The sequence below is a fragment of the Ralstonia sp. SA306 genome, assembly GCF_054792405.1.
Map to the genome: position 1 here is coordinate 1029002 of NZ_CP096452.1, position 16699 is coordinate 1045700.

Annotated in this window: 15 protein-coding genes and 1 pseudogene; 12 read left to right on the forward strand and 4 right to left on the reverse strand. The window is 63.3% G+C overall.

The features are described from left to right. Positions 1 to 215: 215 nt before the first annotated feature. Positions 216 to 713: a hypothetical protein gene (locus M1D44_RS21220; RefSeq protein ID WP_024978813.1), complete on the forward strand. Its 498-nt coding sequence runs from the start codon at positions 216 to 218 to the stop codon at positions 711 to 713. A gap of 172 nt (positions 714 to 885) precedes the next feature. Here the strand turns inward: M1D44_RS21220 and M1D44_RS21225 are convergent. Beyond that, positions 886 to 1216 (reverse strand): annotated as a pseudogene (locus M1D44_RS21225) (IS3 family transposase); the annotation flags it as partial. Positions 1217 to 1745: 529 nt separating this feature from the next. On the opposite strand from M1D44_RS21225, the gene M1D44_RS21230 reads away from it, so the two are divergent. From M1D44_RS21230 to M1D44_RS21255, 6 genes are read left to right on the forward strand one after another with little or no spacing between them, the layout of a single operon-like run. Continuing rightward, entirely contained in the window at positions 1746 to 3080 is a 1335-nt protein-coding gene (locus M1D44_RS21230) for a lysine N(6)-hydroxylase/L-ornithine N(5)-oxygenase family protein (protein ID WP_316852370.1), read from the forward strand. Continuing rightward, entirely contained in the window at positions 3077 to 4333 is a 1257-nt protein-coding gene (locus M1D44_RS21235; RefSeq protein ID WP_316852371.1) for an MFS transporter, read from the forward strand. Before M1D44_RS21230 ends, M1D44_RS21235 begins: the two co-directional genes overlap by 4 nt. 40 nt (positions 4334 to 4373) lie before the next feature. After that, positions 4374 to 5153 carry a phytanoyl-CoA dioxygenase family protein gene (locus M1D44_RS21240; protein WP_316852372.1) on the forward strand — a complete coding sequence of 260 codons (780 nt, stop codon included), beginning with the start codon at positions 4374 to 4376 and terminating at the stop codon, positions 5151 to 5153. Positions 5154 to 5179: 26 nt separating this feature from the next. Beyond that, positions 5180 to 5509 carry a cupin domain-containing protein gene (locus M1D44_RS21245; protein WP_316852373.1) on the forward strand — a complete coding sequence of 110 codons (330 nt, stop codon included), beginning with the start codon at positions 5180 to 5182 and terminating at the stop codon, positions 5507 to 5509. A 10-nt stretch (positions 5510 to 5519) separates the two neighbouring features. After that, a complete protein-coding gene (locus M1D44_RS21250; protein ID WP_316852374.1) occupies positions 5520 to 7109 on the forward strand; it encodes a class I tRNA ligase family protein in 1590 nt (529 codons plus the stop codon). A 3-nt stretch (positions 7110 to 7112) separates the two neighbouring features. Beyond that, on the forward strand, positions 7113 to 8285 hold the full coding sequence (locus M1D44_RS21255; RefSeq protein ID WP_316852375.1) for an aminotransferase-like domain-containing protein: 1173 nt from the start codon (positions 7113 to 7115) through the stop codon (positions 8283 to 8285). 341 nt (positions 8286 to 8626) lie between these two features. On the opposite strand, the gene M1D44_RS21260 is transcribed toward M1D44_RS21255, so the two are convergent. Together M1D44_RS21260 and M1D44_RS21265 are read right to left on the reverse strand one after the other, a co-directional pair. Then, positions 8627 to 8974 (reverse strand): cupin domain-containing protein, encoded by a 348-nt coding sequence (locus M1D44_RS21260; protein WP_112187919.1) that lies wholly within the window; start codon positions 8972 to 8974, stop codon positions 8627 to 8629. Between the two features lie 30 nt (positions 8975 to 9004). Then, positions 9005 to 9712 carry a succinate dehydrogenase iron-sulfur subunit gene (locus M1D44_RS21265; protein WP_112187921.1) on the reverse strand — a complete coding sequence of 236 codons (708 nt, stop codon included), beginning with the start codon at positions 9710 to 9712 and terminating at the stop codon, positions 9005 to 9007. A gap of 154 nt (positions 9713 to 9866) precedes the next feature. Here M1D44_RS21265 and M1D44_RS21270 point away from each other — a divergent pair, with 154 nt between their 5' ends. Further along, a complete protein-coding gene (locus tag M1D44_RS21270; protein WP_316852376.1) occupies positions 9867 to 10127 on the forward strand; it encodes a hypothetical protein in 261 nt (86 codons plus the stop codon). A gap of 67 nt (positions 10128 to 10194) precedes the next feature. On the opposite strand, the gene M1D44_RS21275 is transcribed toward M1D44_RS21270, so the two are convergent. Beyond that, the gene (locus M1D44_RS21275) at positions 10195 to 10404 is read right to left on the reverse strand and encodes a hypothetical protein (RefSeq protein WP_316852377.1); all 210 of its coding nucleotides are present in this window, start codon (positions 10402 to 10404) and stop codon (positions 10195 to 10197) included. A gap of 551 nt (positions 10405 to 10955) precedes the next feature. Here M1D44_RS21275 and M1D44_RS21280 point away from each other — a divergent pair. The 4 genes from M1D44_RS21280 (at position 10956) to M1D44_RS21295 (ending at position 16679) form a co-directional block, all read left to right on the forward strand. Further along, positions 10956 to 12482 (forward strand): flavin-containing monooxygenase, encoded by a 1527-nt coding sequence (locus tag M1D44_RS21280; RefSeq protein ID WP_024978803.1) that lies wholly within the window; start codon positions 10956 to 10958, stop codon positions 12480 to 12482. Between the two features lie 2 nt (positions 12483 to 12484). Then, a complete protein-coding gene (locus M1D44_RS21285; RefSeq protein ID WP_316852378.1) occupies positions 12485 to 13441 on the forward strand; it encodes an alpha/beta fold hydrolase in 957 nt (318 codons plus the stop codon). A 103-nt stretch (positions 13442 to 13544) separates the two neighbouring features. Then, positions 13545 to 14966 carry a coniferyl aldehyde dehydrogenase gene (locus M1D44_RS21290; protein WP_316852379.1) on the forward strand — a complete coding sequence of 474 codons (1422 nt, stop codon included), beginning with the start codon at positions 13545 to 13547 and terminating at the stop codon, positions 14964 to 14966. A gap of 30 nt (positions 14967 to 14996) precedes the next feature. After that, positions 14997 to 16679 carry a GMC family oxidoreductase gene (locus M1D44_RS21295; RefSeq protein WP_316852380.1) on the forward strand — a complete coding sequence of 561 codons (1683 nt, stop codon included), beginning with the start codon at positions 14997 to 14999 and terminating at the stop codon, positions 16677 to 16679. Positions 16680 to 16699 lie beyond the last annotated feature (20 nt).

A 16699-nucleotide genomic window follows, 5' to 3' on the forward strand; every position in this document is an offset into this window, starting at 1 on the left:
TGCTGGTGTTCGATGGATTCGCTTGGCATGCCGGCCTCTTCTTTCTGCGCTTTGTACGCTTGCGTCTACATTGGCGGCGTAGACAATTTCAGTGTGTGCCTTGCCAAAATGCAGAGGTTGATACCGGTCAAGCGAATGCGACTCATTGCGCCAAGTCAATCGAGCAGTGCCGCATGCATCCCACAATGAAATTCCCAATTCGAGGAGTCATCATCATGGTCAAACGTATCGGTACTCTCGTCGCAAGCGCTCTCGTGATTGGCAGCATGCCGGCACTGGCGGTGGATGCACATCACCCTGAAACAGCCAGTGATGTTGCTGCCGCGCCAACAACAAAGAATCCGCCGGCCACAACGGCAAAACCCGCCGACACCGAGAAGCGTTTCGAGCAGGCGCGCCAACAGATGAAGAAGATGCTGGCCCAAATGGACAAGATCCATCAAACCAAGGACCCCAAGGAACGGCAACGTCTGATGGGCGAGCACATGCAGACCATGCGCGAGACGATGCAATCCATGCACGGCATGGGCGGCCCGATGATGATGGAGATGATGGGGGGCCAAGGGATGATGGGGGGTGCCGGAGCCCCCGGAATGGGTGGACCGGGCATGACTCCGGATCAGCGCATGAACATGATGGAAAACCGCATGGACATGATGCAGATGATGATGGAGCAAATGCTCAAACAGCAGGAGAGCCCCAAGAATCCTTAACCTTCCCACGTGAGGAAGGCGTTTCTGTCTCGATGCAACGCCAACCGAATCCCACGTAAAGAGACGTGTGCGGAACTTCATGCAAACGCCGTAATGGCACGCGACAGCGGCGGCGTCGTGCTCGACGAGCGGGCGCCGGCCATACCGTATTTGCGGCAGATCAACCGTGTCAGATGCGCGCAAGCAGTGCGGACGCTTCGCGGGCAACCGAGCGATACCCATATAACGGGCGCAACATGTGAAACAGCGCGCAAGCCTTGGTCAGGCTCACGCGATAACGGTCGCGCAACTCGTCAGCCAGCGTGCGTTTGCGGGAAGGCTTTAGAGCTTTTTTGACAGCACGTCCTGCAGCATCGCCTAGTCCAGGCTTAGGTCCGCCACCAGCCACTTGAGCTTGGCGTTCCCCCCTCGAGCTGACGCATCCGGCGCAGCTCCGAAGTACCGACGCCCCCGTGCTTGAGCGCGAACGCTATCTGCGCCTCAGTGAACTTGCTCGTCTTCATAGCATGTCTTCCAACCCAAATCGTGAGAATCATGCCGAATTCTCCACGTCCCAGCGGTACTGTCTCTTGGTGCGGTGTCACCTCACATGCACACCCTGTCCGTCCTGTGTAGACCGAACAATGGAGCTGCGCGTCATTTTTTTCTGCCGAAAAAAAACTTCATAGTGCCGGCGCCTTGCGGACGGCTTACGCGTTTTCTACTTTTGCGGCAGTTCAAAAAAAAAAGCGATGCGCAAGAACTGCGCGCACGAACAGAGGCGGTTGTCCCTCAAGCAGCGCACCCGACAGGTGAGTATCCCCATGAAGTCCTTAAACCCCTCCGGCGGCGCCTCGCATCCAGCGCGGCTTGATTCGGCGGCCGTCATGACCAACCTGCCGCCGCACGGCGGCCGATGTGCTCCGGCCTGAACGCTCGACACACCGTCACCGCACCGCGCATCTCGTCTTTCGCCCGCCATCGTTGCGCCGCTGCGCCTCGCAGCGGCGCAACGATGGCGTCGCTCATCCCCAGACCCGCAGGAAGCCCCACATGGACATGCTGGACGTAATTGGTATCGGGATCGGCCCGTTCAACCTCAGCCTAGCAGCACTGATTGCGCCCACACCGCTGCGGGCACTGTTCCTGGAAAAGCGCAACGCTTTCTGCTGGCACCCAGGGCTGATGCTGCCTAACGGTCGGCTACAGGTCTCGCCGCTCAAGGACTGCGTCACGCTGGTCGACCCGACCAGCCCCTACTCGTTCCTCAACTACCTGGCGGTGCACCGGCGGCTCTACAGCTTCGTCAACAAGCGCAGCGCCTCCACCTCGCGGCGAGAGTTCACCGACTACTACCAGTGGGTTGCGCAACAGCTCGGTACGCTGCGCTTTGGTGAGGAGGTGATCGACATAGCGCCCGTGGCTGGCGGCTATCGCGTCAGCACGCACGCCGGCACCTTCCATGGGCGAGCCATCGTGATGGGCGTGGGCGTGGAGCCGAAGATCCCGGCCAGCGCCCGCGCATGGCTGGGCGACACCGTCTATCACGTGGCCAACTACCTCGATTGCCCACCGCTACGCGCGGGCGAGGAGGTGCTGGTGGTAGGCGGCGGCCAAAGCGGCGCCGAGGTGGTCGAACATATGCTCGAGCAGGCGCCGACGGCGCGCATCACGTGGGTCACCTCGCGGGCCAACCTGTTTGCGATGGACGACAACGCCTTCGTCAACGAAGCCTACATGCCTGGCTACAACCGGCGCTTCCACGCCCTGCCGATCCGCCAGCGCCGCGCCATTGTCGAGGCGGAGAAACTCACCAGCGACGGCATCTCGGCCGAGCTGTGCAACCGTCTGTACGACGTACTGTACGAACGCAGCGTGGCCGGCACGCTAGCCGGCAGTTTCCGCCTGCTGCCAGGCGTGGTGATGGAAGACATCACCCGCCGCGACGAACGCTGGCAGGTGGGGCTGACCGCGCTCACCACGCCACACCGCTGCCGCATCCAGGCCGACCGCATCGTGCTGGCAACCGGCTTCCAGCCGCGCACGCCGCCCTTCCTGCAAACTTTGCTGGCCGGTGCCTGCTTGGAGGACGGCCTGCCCGACCTCGGCGACGACTACGCCGTGCGTTTCGAGCAGGGCATGCCCGGACCGGTCTATCTGCAAAACCAGGGCCGCGTGCAGCACGGGCTGCAAAGCGTCAACCTATCACTGGTGGCGTATCGCAACAGCCGCATCATCAACAGCCTGCTCGGGCATGCGTTCTATCCAGACGTACCGGACCAGCAAATGCTCGGCGTCCTTGACCACGCCGAGGACGCCGCTGAGGTTGACCTTAGCCTCAGCTTTGACGCCATCCCCCACCCGCGCCGCCACGCCGCCATCGCATGACCGCTGCTTCGCTCTCTGCTGTCCACAACCGGCCTGGCATCACAGTGCCTCCACATGCTGACCTGCTGCCCGACACGCTGGAGCTGCGCGCCTTCGTGCCGTTCCTGATCGCATCGATCGTGATTGCGGCCGCCTATGGCACCAGCTTCCTGTTACCGGACTACCTAAAGGCGCACGGCATGAACAGCGCCGCAGCGGGTGCCATCATCTCCAGCGGCATGGTTGCCACCATCGTGTGCTGCTGCCTGGCGGGATGGGTGGCCCAGCGCATCGGCGTGATGCCGACCATCGCTGTTGCATCGCTGGCCATGGCGCTCGCCATGCTGGGCTTTGCCGGTGTGGCAGTCGATGCGCGTGCGGCATACGTGGGCGGCATGCTGTTGGGCGTGGGCTGGTCGGTGTTCTTCATCCTGGCGCCACTGCAGATCATCCACCACTTGCGGCCAGCCGCGCGCATCCAGTATCTGACCATCGTGTCGGGCGCGCAGATGGCGGGGCTAGGGCTGGCCACGCCGCTCAGCCGCCTGCTGGCGCAGTACACCGGCTCGGTGGCGGTCGTCTACGTGATGTTTGCGGCGGCCTGCGTTGCGGCGGCGATCTGCGTGGAAGCCGCCCGGCGTGCTATGGCCCATGCGCCCGGCCTGCCGATGACGCGTGTGGCCATCACCGCGCGTGAAACGCTGGCGCTCCTTAGCGAGCGCACCGCCGCGCCCATCGCCATGATCGTGTTTGCCGCGTGCGTGTTTGCGGGGCTGTCGACCTACCAGAGCGTGTATGCCGAATCACGCCACCTGCGGCCCGATCTGTTCTTCCTGGCCTTCACGGCAACCAGCGTGGCGCTGCGTTTCTCGCTGGCACGCGTGATGGGGCGCATGCCGGTGCAGCGGTTGGCCCTGGTGCTGTTCGTGGCGACGGCCGCATCGCTGGCGCTGTTCATCGCCAACACAGGCAACACGCTGCTGTACGTGGCGGCCACGGTGGTCTTCGCCACGGGCTACGGGCTGAGCTATTCCACGCTCAACGGCATGGCGGTCAACCTGGCTGGCGAACAGGGCGTGTCGGTGCCCGTCACCTCGCAGATCTTCACGCTGGCGTACTTCATCGGGCTGTTCGGGTTTCCGTTCATCGGAGGGCATCTGATCCGCCGCTCGGGCCCCAACGCCATGCTGCTCGCGCTACTGGGGGCGGTGGCCATCAATGTCGTGCTGCTGGCCACGCTGCGCGTGCGGGCGGCCGCACCGGCCGTGCGCTGAAGCGCGGCCTTCGTCTTTCTTCTCAAGGAGGGTATTTCGTATGCTGACCGAAGCGCAACAGGAAAAGTGGCACCAGGACGGGTATCTCAGGCTGGAAGGCTTCTTCGACGCGACCGCGCGCGAGCGCATCTCCAACCTGGTCGACGAGGTCGGCCGCTGGAACGTGAGCGACGACAAGTGGATGATGTGGTTCGAGAAGACCAAAGAAGACCGCAAGATCATCTCCAAGGTGGAGAACTTTCTCGACTATAACGATGCCCTGCGCGAAGCCCTGCTGGCCGATGGCCGCATCCGCAGCGCCGTCGAGACGCTGCTTGACGAAGACACGCGCATGCTCAAGGAGCTGCTGATCTTCAAGTACCCCGACAGCGGTGGCTACCGTCCGCACCAGGACATCTATCACATCCCGCACAAGATTCCGGACCGCATGGTGCACGCAGTGGTAGCCATCGGCATCGACGATTCCGACCCCAACAACGGCGGCCTGTTCTTCACGCCCGGCCGCCACAAGGAAGGCGTGTTTCCGATGAACAAGGGCGGCGTGATCGACACCGAGGTGGCGGACACCTTCACGTGGGAACCAACGCCCTGGAAGGCCGGCGACATCTTCATCTTCGACGACTACGCGCCGCATTATTCGGAGCCCAACAAGAGCGACCGCTCGCGCCGCACGCTGTATCTGGTGTTTCAGCGCGCCTCCACCGGCGGGCCGACACGTGCCGAATACAACCGCATGAAGCGCGCCTACAACCCGCCCGAGGGCAAGGTGGCAGACATGGATAACCTGAAGGTGTCCAACGGCATCTTCTACCGCGACTGAGCGGACAACCCCGGGGGAATGCACACGTGTACACGAAGCAGATCGACCGCACGATGATGCGGCCCGAGTACGGCGTGCTGGTCTGCCGCCTGCTGGAGCACCTGCCGCAGGGCCTGCAGACGCAGTTCGGCACGTCGGTGGTGGAAGTGGTGCCGGGCGGCGCGGTCGATCTGCACGCGCACCACGAGCACGAGCTGTGGGTGCTCATCTCGGGGCGCGGCGAGTTCGAGGCCGACGGCCAGATCCGCCTGGTGGGCGAATCAACGTTGTTCTACATGCCGCCGCACCAGAAACACGCCATCCGCAATACCGACCCGAATGCCAGCCTCAAATTCCTCTCCATCTGGTGGGACTGACCTGACCGATATGCGCACCTACTTCGTTTGCCCCGCACCGCCCTGCCCCAATGGCAAGCTGCACCTCGGCCATATCGGTGGCGTCTACCTGCTCACTGACGTCTTCGTGCGTTTCCAGCGCATGGCTGGCCACCGGGCGTACCACGTCACTGGCGCCGATGAGCACGGCACCTACACCCTCGTGAAGGCCCGCAAGCTCGGCCGCCCGGTCGACGAGGTTGCACAGATGCACATCGTTGAAATCCTGCAGTGCCTGCGCGCACTGCAGATAACACCCGACGTGTTCGTGCGGACTTCCAGTGCCGCGCACAAGAACAACGCCCTGGCGATCTTCCGCCAGTTGCAGGACGCAGGCTATGTAGATGTGCGCGACGGAGTGCAACTCTACTGCGCACACTGCGACGAGTTCGTCGCTGACTCGCTGGCCGCAGGCAACTGCCCGGCTTGTGGCGCACCCACAGACAGCAACCTATGCGAAAACTGCGGCTTGGCCGTGCAACACGCTACCTTGCGCAATGCGCGGCACGCCACGTGCGGCAACGCGCTCACGTTGCGGCCGATTCGACAAGCGGTGCTCAACGTGCCGCTGCTGGCGCAGGCGCTTGACAAGGCCATCTCGCGGAGCGCGTGGCCCGAGGTGATCCGCGAAAAAGAGCGCAGCTGGCTGGCTCGCGATGCCCATGCACTGCCGATGTCGCGCCACTTCAGCCGCGGCGTAGTGCTCGACCAGCCCGAAGCCGTGGCTGGTCAGACGCTGCTCACCTGGTTCGAGGGCCTGTGGTGTTACGACACGGGTATCCGTGAGCAATGCGCCCGCGACGGTCTGGACGCCGAAGCGGTGCTGCACGACCCCGACACGCACCTGCTGTTCTTCATGGGCCAGGACAACCGCTTCTACTACACGGTGGGCGTGAGCGGAGCCCTGCTCGCGCGCGGCTACCCCATCCCCGATAACCATTCGATCCAGGATTTCTACAAGCTCGAAGGCGAGAAGTTCTCCACCAGCCGCAACCACGCGCTGTGGGCCGACGAGGTGGCCCGCGAGCTGGAACCCAGCGTCCTGCGCTACGCGCTGGCGCGCGTGGCCAAACCGTTTGGCGGTAATGACAATGATTTCCAGATCGACGGCCTGATTGCCGCTACCACGCATCTGCGCGCCTGGGAAGACGCGCTGCGCCGTAACGCCGAGGGAGCCCTCACGGTGGATGCCGGTGGCCTTTCGCCCGTCCTGCGCGGCATCACCCAGCGTTACGCTCGCGCCATCGAAGACGTGCGCTTCTGGGACGCGCTCGACGCCATCGACGCGTATTTCGAGGAGTCGGGCTTGGCACATGAGAGCACAGGCGCATGGAAGGCGGAGCGCGTGTCGGTGTTCCTGAGCCTGCTGTATCCGGTGGTGCCGGCGCTAGCGATCCGCTACGGTCAGCAGTTCTTTGGCGCGGCTTGGCAGCCCTCGCTCAAGGAGTCCGCTGTGCAGCCTGCTCTGCCAAAGGCCACGGCCGACTTTCCTTACTTCAGTGCACCGGTGCCCGCCAGCTTTATCGCAGCCTACTACGAGCGCTTTCGCCCTGACCACGCCGCCACGACCATGCCTGCCTGACCCATGAACCTGATCCCCTCGCACCGCAGCCGCCTGTCGCAAGACTTTGCCGCGTTCGACTACTCGGGCGGCAAGCACGCCGTCAACTTCGCCTACGGCCTGCCGGACCCAGCTCTGTTCACAGAGCTTGCCTGGCCGGATGCCTTCGACACTGCCACCGGCGTATCGGCGGCCGACCTGCCGCAGTACACCGATGCGCTGGGCCTGCCGGAGCTGCGCACGCAGATCGCGCTCCGCCACGGCGTGCGGCAAGACCAGGTGATCCTGACCAACGGAGCCTCGCAAGCGGTGCAACTGCTGGCTGACCTGTACCTCGATCCAGGCGACGTAGTGCTGACCGAAGACCCGTCATACCTGGGCGCGCTACGCACGTTCTCGGTGGCAGGGGCGACCATAGTGCAGCTCGGCATGGGAGCAGACGGCGTCGACTTGGATGCGCTGGAAGCCGCTCTGCGTCACACGCACCGCGTGAGGCTGTACTACACCACTCCTGCCTTCCACAATCCGACCGGCTGCCATATGCCACGTGCGCACATGGCCCGCGTGGCGGCGCTGCTGGCGCAGCACGGGGTGCCGCTGGTCCAGGATCTGGTCTACGCCGAACTGCCCTACGATGGCCCCACCGAGTGGCTTTCGTCCGGTGGCAACGTGATCAATGTGCACTCCATCTCGAAGGTGGCGGGACCGGGCCTGCGCGTAGGCTGGGTGCTGGCGGAGCCCGACATCATCAGCCAACTCGCGCGGCTCAAGTGCGACGGCGGCGTGAGCCCGATCGTGAGCAACGTGGTGCTGGGACTGATGCGGTCGGACGTGCTCGATACGCACATCGCGCGGCTGCGCCCGCATTACCGCGCAAAGCGCGATGCTCTGCACAAGCTGCTTCAAGGCAGCCGCTTCTGCGAGCCCGACTACACCATGCCACGCGGCGGGTTCTCGTTTTGGGTTCGGCTGGTGGCTGGCACCGATGCGCAGGCCTTCATCGACGCAGCGCGCCGCGAGCACGATGTGCGTTTGGTGCACGGCCAGCACTACGGCCCGGCCAGCCTCAACCACGTCCGGCTGTGCTTCAGCTATCTGCCGATGTCCAGCATCGCGCAAGGGCTGGCACACCTGGACGTGTTGCATACGCGGCTCTATAGGCCGAGGCAAATCGCCGTTGGGACTGTAGCGGCCTGAGCGAGCGTTGTGTCCGAGGAATAACTTTGACCGTTACGCCGCGTCAGCACTTAGGCCCCTTAATAGGTATTCAAGTGGGGCTAAGCTAACAGCGACCGTGCACGGCTTTTACAACGCACGACAAAACAAGACATCCAGTCGTGATCTTCCAAGTAGGCGAAGAAATCGTCGACAACGTCCATCGACAGATCGAAGCAAGTGCGATAGCCCCCTTCGGATGCTTTTCGTGATCTCGACGTGGCGTATTCCGGGCGCTGACGCCAAGAGCTGAATGAGCTCGGTGCGCTCATGATCTGTATAGACGTTCGCACGCCGTCGCCCCATGAGCCGACGATATTGCCTCACCTCCCTTCGTCGTGACCCTGCGGCAAATAGAGCGTGACCAGTACCGACGCGTCGTCGAGCGCCTCGAGCCAGTGCGCTTGGCCCGGCACCATGAAGAGCAAGTCCCCGGCGTGCATCGTGCGTACAGCGACGTCCGTGCCGAACGTCAAGCTTCCTTCGAGGCACTGCACGGTAATTTCACCTGGCGCGCGGTGTTCGGGAATCCGCTTGCCGGCAGGAAGCACGAGCCGTATGACCTCGAGATGGTCGGACCGCATGAGAGTGACCGACTTGGCGCTCTTCACGCCCGGACCGAGCGGTCGCACGTCGATCAGTTCCCCTGGCGCCGCTCGTGGTGTTGCCATAATGGTTTTTGCTCCTTTCTCCAAAACGGTTTAAATGATCCGGCGTACTAGCATGGTTTTGATCTCGCCGATCGCCTTCGCCGGGTTCAGTCCTTTCGGGCAAACGTCGGTGCAGTTCAATATCGAGCGGCAGCGGAACAGTCGATACGGATCCTCGAGATTGTCGAGCCGTGCATTCGTGCCCTCATCGCGTGAGTCCACGAGGAAGCGGTATGCCTGCAGAAGCCCCGCCGGGCCAACATATTTGTCGGGGTTCCACCAGAACGATGGACAGGCGCTCGAGCAACAGGCGCACAGGATGCATTCGTAGAGCCCGTCAAGTTGATCGCGTTCGTCCGGCGACTGGAGGCGCTCGCGTTCAGGTGGTGGCGTATCGTTGATCAGGTATGGCGTGATCGAGTGGTATTGCTTGAAGAATGCCGTCATGTCGACGATCAGGTCGCGGACGACCGGCAAGCCGGGCAACGGGCGCAAAACCGTATGGCGTGGCAGATCGAGAAGGTTCGTCGTACAGGCAAGACCGTTCTTGCCATTGATGTTCATCGCGTCTGAACCGCATACGCCTTCCCGGCAAGAGCGCCTGTAACTCAACGTTTCATCGAGCGCCTTCAGCCGCACCAAGACGTCGAGTAGCATCCTGTCAGTTGACGTGATGTCGATCTCGAACGTCTGCATGTGTGGCGCGGCGTCACGGTCCGGATCGTAGCGGAAGATGTCGAACGTTCTGGACTCGGCCATGGAGTTTTCCCGTCGTTCCCTGCACCAGCATCGCTGCGCATAGGCACTGCTACGCACGTGGTTCTGACAGCGGCCATGAGGGCACCGCTTCGCGACATCTTATGCATGCATGCTTTAGATATATCGCAACGTGATATAAAAAGCAAAGTCGACCATGGTGACGTGGATCAGTTCTGGGCGGAGCACCGGCGACACAACGGCCGCCTGGGATGGCGCGAGATATGCGCTGCGCAATGCGCTCGGTATGCCGACGTCGACAATGGGTGATCCATCACCAGAGGTATTGAGCGGATCGCCACTGCAGACGGCACGGTTGCAGTATCGATTTTCCGACTACGTGGCGATCGTCACCGCGAGCAACTTGCCTTACGCCGGGCTGGCGGTGCGCGAACAGTACCTGTCGTCCGGTTTTTGATTTCACGAGGTCTAGGCGCACGGTGACCAAACAGCGTCACACAACCATCCATTGACCGAGGTTTTGTTCACATCATTACTTCGGCGCACTCGATCCGCAGGAGTTCAGCCATGGCCTCCATGTGGCTGTCAACGTAGGCCACGATGGTGCGCGGTGACACCGGCAACAACTCATGCAGTTCCTGAAGGTCCTGCGTCAAGCTGACCGCCAGTTCCATCCACGGGTGCCACAACGTGCGCTGCGCAGACCGGGTCGAGGCGAAATCCAGGTCGGTCAAGTCAGGCCGCAGCGGCGCTTGCGCGTTGCTTTGCGTGTCCACCGAGATATAGCGAGAGACGAGCGCGCCTGGACTCTCAACGGTGGACGTTACTCAGTGCAGCAACACGCTACGGTTGAGTCTGCGGATCGCTGCCGCCACTACGGGGCGCCCATCACCTAGCTCGTGGCCACGTTCACTGATCGACCTCCTCCAGCCATGCCGCTCGTTACGGGCGGCTTGCATTCTGCGGCAAGGCGGCGCCGTTCGCTGACGCGTGTCCCGCCACACACAGACTAGACGGCATGCACATCCTTTGCGCCCGATCGCCTGGGTGTTTTCCCTACCTCGCCTCAGCTTGAATCTAGGCCGTATCAACGCTAATATTTGGCCGATAGAACGCTAACTGTAGGCCGATAATACGTACTTCAGGTGCCGTTTTTGGGGAGGGCCTGCGTATGGCAGCGACGCGGGGTTCGGAGCGCAGCCCGAAAACCTCGGGTTTGACCACAGCGCTGCCAACCACATTGCTCCCCAGCCCTGGGCACCTCGCCCCAATCCGGAGACACGCTGTGACCGTACATCACCTTCCGCCCACAGAGCATGTGGACGTCCTCATCGTTGGCGCCGGCCTGTCTGGCATCGGTGTCGCGCGTTACCTGGAGACGGAGCGCGCGGGCACGTCCTACGTCATCCTGGAATCGCGCGCTGTCACCGGCGGCACATGGGACCTGTTCCGCTATCCCGGCATCCGCTCCGACTCGGACATGCACACCTACGGCTACGAGTTCAAGCCATGGCCGTACAAGAAGTCGATTGCCGGGGCGGCCGATATCCTCTCCTACCTGCGCGAGACCGCCGCTGAGTATGGGATCAATCGCCACATCCGCCTGAACCACAAGGTGATTCAAGCATCGTGGTCCAGCGCTCAAGCCCTATGGACAGTCGAGGTCGAGCGTACGGATACGGGCGAACGCAAAACGATCCTGGCCAAATGGTTGTTCAGCGCCGCCGGCTATTTCCACCACGATCAGGGCTTCACCCCGAAGCTGGAAGGCATCGAACGCTTCCAGGGCCGCACCGTGCATCCGCAGCATTGGCCGGAGGACCTCGACTACACAGACAAGCGTGTCGTGGTGATCGGCAGCGGCGCCACCGCCGTCACGCTGTTGCCGGCCATGGCGGACAAGGCCAAGCATGTGACGATGCTCCAGCGCACGCCCACCTATGTCGTGAGCCTGCCCTCGGAGGACGTCATCGCCAACACGCTGCGCAAGGTGATACCGCATGCGTGGGCCTATGCGCTCGTGCGCCGCAAGAACATCGCCATTTCGCGCGGCATCTGGTACCTGTGCAAGAAGCGGCCAAAATTTGCGCGGCGTCTCATCCGCTTTCTCAACAAGCGCCAGTTGCCCAAGGGCTATCCGATCGACGTGCACTTCAACCCGCCCTACGACCCGTGGGATCAGCGTTTGTGCGCGGTGCCCGATGGCGATCTGTTCAAGGCCATACGCAAAGGCCAGGCATCCGTGGTGACGGATCACATCAAGACGTTTACGGAGACCGGCATCCTGCTGGAGTCGGGGCAAGAGCTGCCGGCGGATATCGTCGTAACTGCCACCGGGCTCAACATTCGCCTGTTCGGCGGCATCAAGCTGATTGTCGATGGCGAGCCCGTCGATCTGCACAGCACGGTGACCTTCAAAGGCATGATGCTCAGCGGCGTGCCGAACTACGTCTTCTCCATCGGCTACACGAACTCGTCGTGGACGCTCAAGCTGGGGCTGCTGGCGCAACACTTCTGCCGCATGCTCGACCACATGGATCGCACCGGCTCCGCGATCTGCGTGCCCAAGGCTCCCGACGCTGACATGCCCAAGCTTCCGCTGCTCAACCTCGGCTCCGGCTACGTTAAGCGCGCCATCCAGAGCATGCCTTGCCAGGGCCTGGAAACGCCCTGGATCATGTCGGAGGACTACAACGTCGACGTCGCCAACCTGGGAGACAGCCCGGTCGAAAACCCGTTCCTGCGTTTTGAGCACGCCAACCAAGCGGGCAGCACGGCGCGCTCGCAGGCCCGGCAAGCGGTGGGAGCCTGATCATGTCGATCCACGCCATGGATGAAGCGCACGATCTGTTCTGCGACGCGCCGACCGGTGTCCGCCTGTGCTACCGCACGTACGGGCTCGAAAGCGCTGAGCCTCTTCTGCTCGTCGCGGGCCTGAGCCTGCAACTGACGTCGTGGCCCGCCAACATGATCGACGGCTTGGTGCAACGTGGCTTTCGCGTCATCGTCTTGGACAACCGCGACGTCGGCCGCTCCTCCCGCATCGCGCAGAAGCCGCCCGGGTTGCTGCGGCAATTCCTGCGATTGCCGATGCCTTCCGGCTACAGCCTTGAAGACATGGCCGCCGATACGGTTGGCCTGCTCGATCATCTGTGTGTGGCGCGTGCGCATATCGTGGGGATGTCGATGGGCGGCATGATCGCGCAGATCATCGCCGGTAGCCATCCGCACCGCACGCTGTCGCTCACCTCGATCTTCTCCACCACCGGCTCTCGAAAGGTCGGCCAGCCGGCCATATCCAGCATGTCGATGCTGACCAAGCCGCCCGCACGCACGCGTGACGAAGCCGTGCAGCGTTACAGCGCGATCATGGCGCACATCGGTACGCAGACGTATCCCGTGGATGACGCTGCGCGACGCGCCTACGCCGCCGACGCGTGGGACCGAGGCCAGCAGGCGAAGGATGCGGAAGGCGTGGCTCGCCAGCTCGGGGCGATCATCAAGTCGGGTGACCGGACAGCAGAAGTCCGCCGCATCCGGGTGCCGACGCTGGTGGTGCACGGCGATCTGGATCTGATGGTGGCAGCCAGTGGCGGCACCGCAACTGCTGCTGCCATCCCCGATGCAGAGATGGTCACCATTCGCGGCATGGGCCACGACATCTCGGAGGGCGTCGCGCCGTTATTGGTCGACCTGATTGCCGGACATGCGAAACGCAATACGGCAGCTTCCGCAGCCGAACAGATGAACGCCAGCAGGCATTCCGCCTGAGTACGTTCCGGCGTACCGGGACCACCTGGCCGGCATCCACGCACAACCAAAACAAAAACAGCCGTTGCTGCGATCTCTCAATCGAGAGCGCATAGGAGACACCATGCTGCAAGGCTCCCCAACCGAGCTTGTCGCCAGCTTTGAACGCCAGCGCCAGGCTTTCGCGCTGGACCCCGACCCGACACTGGCCACGCGCCTGTCCCGTCTCGATCGGCTCGCGGCCTGGCTCGACTCGCACGAGTCTGACATCGTGCGTGCCATCGACGTCGACTTTCAAGGCCGCTCGGCGCACGAAACCCGACTTGCCGAGGTGTTTGTCGTGCGCACGGGCATCCGTCATGCGCGGCGCCACCTGAAGCAGTGGATGCGCACGCAGCGCGTGCCGACCGCATTGCACTTCCGCCCCGCCTACAACCGGCTCATGCCGCAGCCGCTGGGCGTGGTGGGCATCATTGCGCCGTGGAACTATCCGCTGCAACTGTCGTTGGGGCCAGCGCTTGCCGCGCTTGCGGCCGGCAACCGGGTGTTGATCAAGCCGTCAGAGCTCACGCCACGGCTGTCGGCGTTGCTCGTTTCGATGGCGCGCGAAATATTCAACCCGGATGAACTCGATGTCGCCATCGGCGATGTTGAACTGGGCAAGGCCTTTGCCAGCCTGCCGTTCGATCACTTGTTCTTCACGGGTTCGACCCAGGTGGGGCGTGACGTGGCGCAAGCGGCGGCGGCCAACCTGACACCGGTCACCCTGGAACTCGGCGGCAAATCACCAGCCATTCTTGATGTGTCGTGCAATGTCGCGGTTGCGGCGCAACGCATCGCATTCGGCAAGCTGCTGAACGCAGGGCAAACCTGCGTCGCGCCGGACTATCTGCTCGTGCCCGCAGGTACGGCGGAAAACGTCGCATCGCATCTGGAGCGGGCCATCACGAAGCTCTATCCGAAGCTCGCTTCCAACCCCGACTACACCGCCGTCATCAGCGAACGCCATCGTGCACGTTTGGCAGAGATGGTCCGCGAGGCGCGCACCGCAGGCGCACGCGTGATCGAGGTCAACCCGGCGGGCGAAGCGTTCAACGCGGCATCACGCAAGTTCCCGCCCACGCTCGTGATTGGCGCCCCCGTCGCCACGCGTTTGATGCGTGAAGAGATCTTCGGCCCAGTGTTGCCCATCGTCGAATATGCAAACCTCGACGATGCACTGGCGTACGTCCAGCGCAACGCCCGCCCGCTCGCGCTGTACTGGTTTGGTGACGATGCATCGCGCTGCAATCGCGCACTGCGCGAAACCGTATCGGGCGGTGTGACGATCAACGACTGCCTGTGGCACCTGGCGCAAGAGAGCCAACCCTTTGGCGGCGTCGGCCCCAGCGGCATGGGGGCCTACCACGGCAAATGGGGATTCGACACCTTCAGCAAGCGCAAGCCGGTCTTTCATCAGGCCCGCTGGAATGGCACCGCGCTGTTCCACCCGCCCTACGGCCATACCTTCAACTGGCTGCTCCGCGTGCTGTCGCGCATTGCCTGATCCCGTCGGTTGCTTGTCGAGAGAAACATCATGAATCAACAATTCGATTACATCATCGTCGGCGGCGGCTCGGGCGGCTGCGTGGTCGCGGGCCGGCTGTCCGAAGACCCGAACGTCTCGGTTTGCGTGCTCGAGGCAGGGGGGCATGGCGACGGCATGATGGTCAAGGTCCCGGCGGGCGCGGTCGCTATGGTGCCAACCCGTCTCAATAACTGGGCATTCGATACCGTGCCGCAGGCCGGGCTTGGTGGGCGCATCGGCTACCAGCCTCGCGGCAAGATGTTGGGCGGTTCCTCTGCCATCAACGCGATGGTCTACATCCGCGGCCACCGCAGCGATTACGATCACTGGGCGTCGCTGGGCAACGGCGGCTGGTCGTATGACGACGTGCTGCCCTACTTCCGCCTCAGCGAGCACAACGAACGCTTCGACAACACATGGCACGGCCGCAACGGCCCGCTGAATGTCAGCGACCTGCGCACCGACAATCCCTTCCAGGCACGCTATCTGGAAGCCGCCCGCCAGGCGGGCCTGCCGCTCACGGACGATTTCAACGGCGCGCAACAGGAAGGCATCGGCATCTACCAGGTCACGCAGAAGCAGGGGGAACGGTGGAGCGCGGCGCGTGCGTATCTGCACCCGCATATCGGCCGACGCGCCAATCTTACGGTCGAAACCCACGCGCAAGTCCGCCGCATCCTGTTCGAAGGCAAGCGCGCCGTTGGCGTGGAGGTGCTGCAGAACGGCACGGTACGCACACTGCGCGCGCGGCGCGAAGTGGTGCTGGCTGCAGGTGCGCTCCAGACGCCGCAGTTGCTGATGCTGTCTGGCGTGGGGCCAGCACAGGAGCTTGCACGCGTGGGCATCCAGGCCGTGCAGCATCTGCCGGGCGTGGGGCGCAATCTGCAGGACCATCCCGACTTCGTCTTCGGCTACAGCGCACGCAGTCTCGACACAATTGGCGTCTCACTTCGCGGCGGTGTGCGCATGCTGGGCGAGATCCTGCGTTTCCGCCGCGAGCGGCGCGGCATGCTGACGACGAACTTCGCCGAAGGTGGCGGCTTCCTGAAGACACGTCCCGAACTCGAGGCACCCGACATCCAACTGCATTTCGTGGTGGCGATGGTGGACAACCACGCGCGCCGCATGCGCCTGGGCCATGGGTTCTCGTGCCACGTCTGCCTGCTGCGTCCGCACAGCCGGGGCGCGGTCACGCTGCGTAGTAACGATCCGCTCGCCGCACCGCTCATCGACCCGGCCTTCTTCGATGACCCGCGCGATGTCGAAGACATGGTGGCCGGCTTCAAGATCACGCGCCGGCTCATGCAGGCGCCCGCACTGGCCAAGTGGGCCACGCGCGACCTCTTCACCCCACACGTGAAGACCGATGACGACATCCGCGCAGTCCTGCGGCAGCGCACCGATACCGTCTATCACCCCGTCGGCACCTGCCGCATGGGCCAGGACGAGATGGCCGTGGTCGACCCACAACTGCGCGTGCACGGCCTGGACGGGCTGCGTGTTGTCGACGCGTCGATCATGCCGACCCTGATCGGCGGCAACACCAACGCACCCACCATCATGATCGGTGAGAAGGCCGTCGATCTGATCCGCGGTGTCAGCCGTGTCACGCCCGGCATGCGCGAAGAGGCGCAAACCTCCGCCGCGCAGTCCGCGATCCATCACCAAGAAGTCCGTCACGCAAACACCTGAGGTATCCCTGGAGATTGATG

What these genes read in the sequence shown, in the direction of transcription:
- M1D44_RS21235 (WP_316852371.1), top strand. Translation starts at nt 3,077, where the DNA reads ATGACCGCTGCTTCGCTCTCTGCTGTCCACAACCGGCCTGGCATCACA.
- M1D44_RS21220 (WP_024978813.1), top strand. Translation starts at nt 216, where the DNA reads ATGGTCAAACGTATCGGTACTCTCGTCGCAAGCGCTCTCGTGATTGGC.
- M1D44_RS21255 (WP_316852375.1), top strand. Translation starts at nt 7,113, where the DNA reads ATGAACCTGATCCCCTCGCACCGCAGCCGCCTGTCGCAAGACTTTGCC.
- M1D44_RS21260 (WP_112187919.1), bottom strand. Translation starts at nt 8,974, where the DNA reads ATGGCAACACCACGAGCGGCGCCAGGGGAACTGATCGACGTGCGACCG.
- M1D44_RS21270 (WP_316852376.1), top strand. Translation starts at nt 9,867, where the DNA reads ATGGTGACGTGGATCAGTTCTGGGCGGAGCACCGGCGACACAACGGCC.
- M1D44_RS21250 (WP_316852374.1), top strand. Translation starts at nt 5,520, where the DNA reads ATGCGCACCTACTTCGTTTGCCCCGCACCGCCCTGCCCCAATGGCAAG.
- M1D44_RS21290 (WP_316852379.1), top strand. Translation starts at nt 13,545, where the DNA reads ATGCTGCAAGGCTCCCCAACCGAGCTTGTCGCCAGCTTTGAACGCCAG.
- M1D44_RS21295 (WP_316852380.1), top strand. Translation starts at nt 14,997, where the DNA reads ATGAATCAACAATTCGATTACATCATCGTCGGCGGCGGCTCGGGCGGC.
- M1D44_RS21240 (WP_316852372.1), top strand. Translation starts at nt 4,374, where the DNA reads ATGCTGACCGAAGCGCAACAGGAAAAGTGGCACCAGGACGGGTATCTC.
- M1D44_RS21230 (WP_316852370.1), top strand. Translation starts at nt 1,746, where the DNA reads ATGGACATGCTGGACGTAATTGGTATCGGGATCGGCCCGTTCAACCTC.
- M1D44_RS21265 (WP_112187921.1), bottom strand. Translation starts at nt 9,712, where the DNA reads ATGGCCGAGTCCAGAACGTTCGACATCTTCCGCTACGATCCGGACCGT.
- M1D44_RS21285 (WP_316852378.1), top strand. Translation starts at nt 12,485, where the DNA reads ATGTCGATCCACGCCATGGATGAAGCGCACGATCTGTTCTGCGACGCG.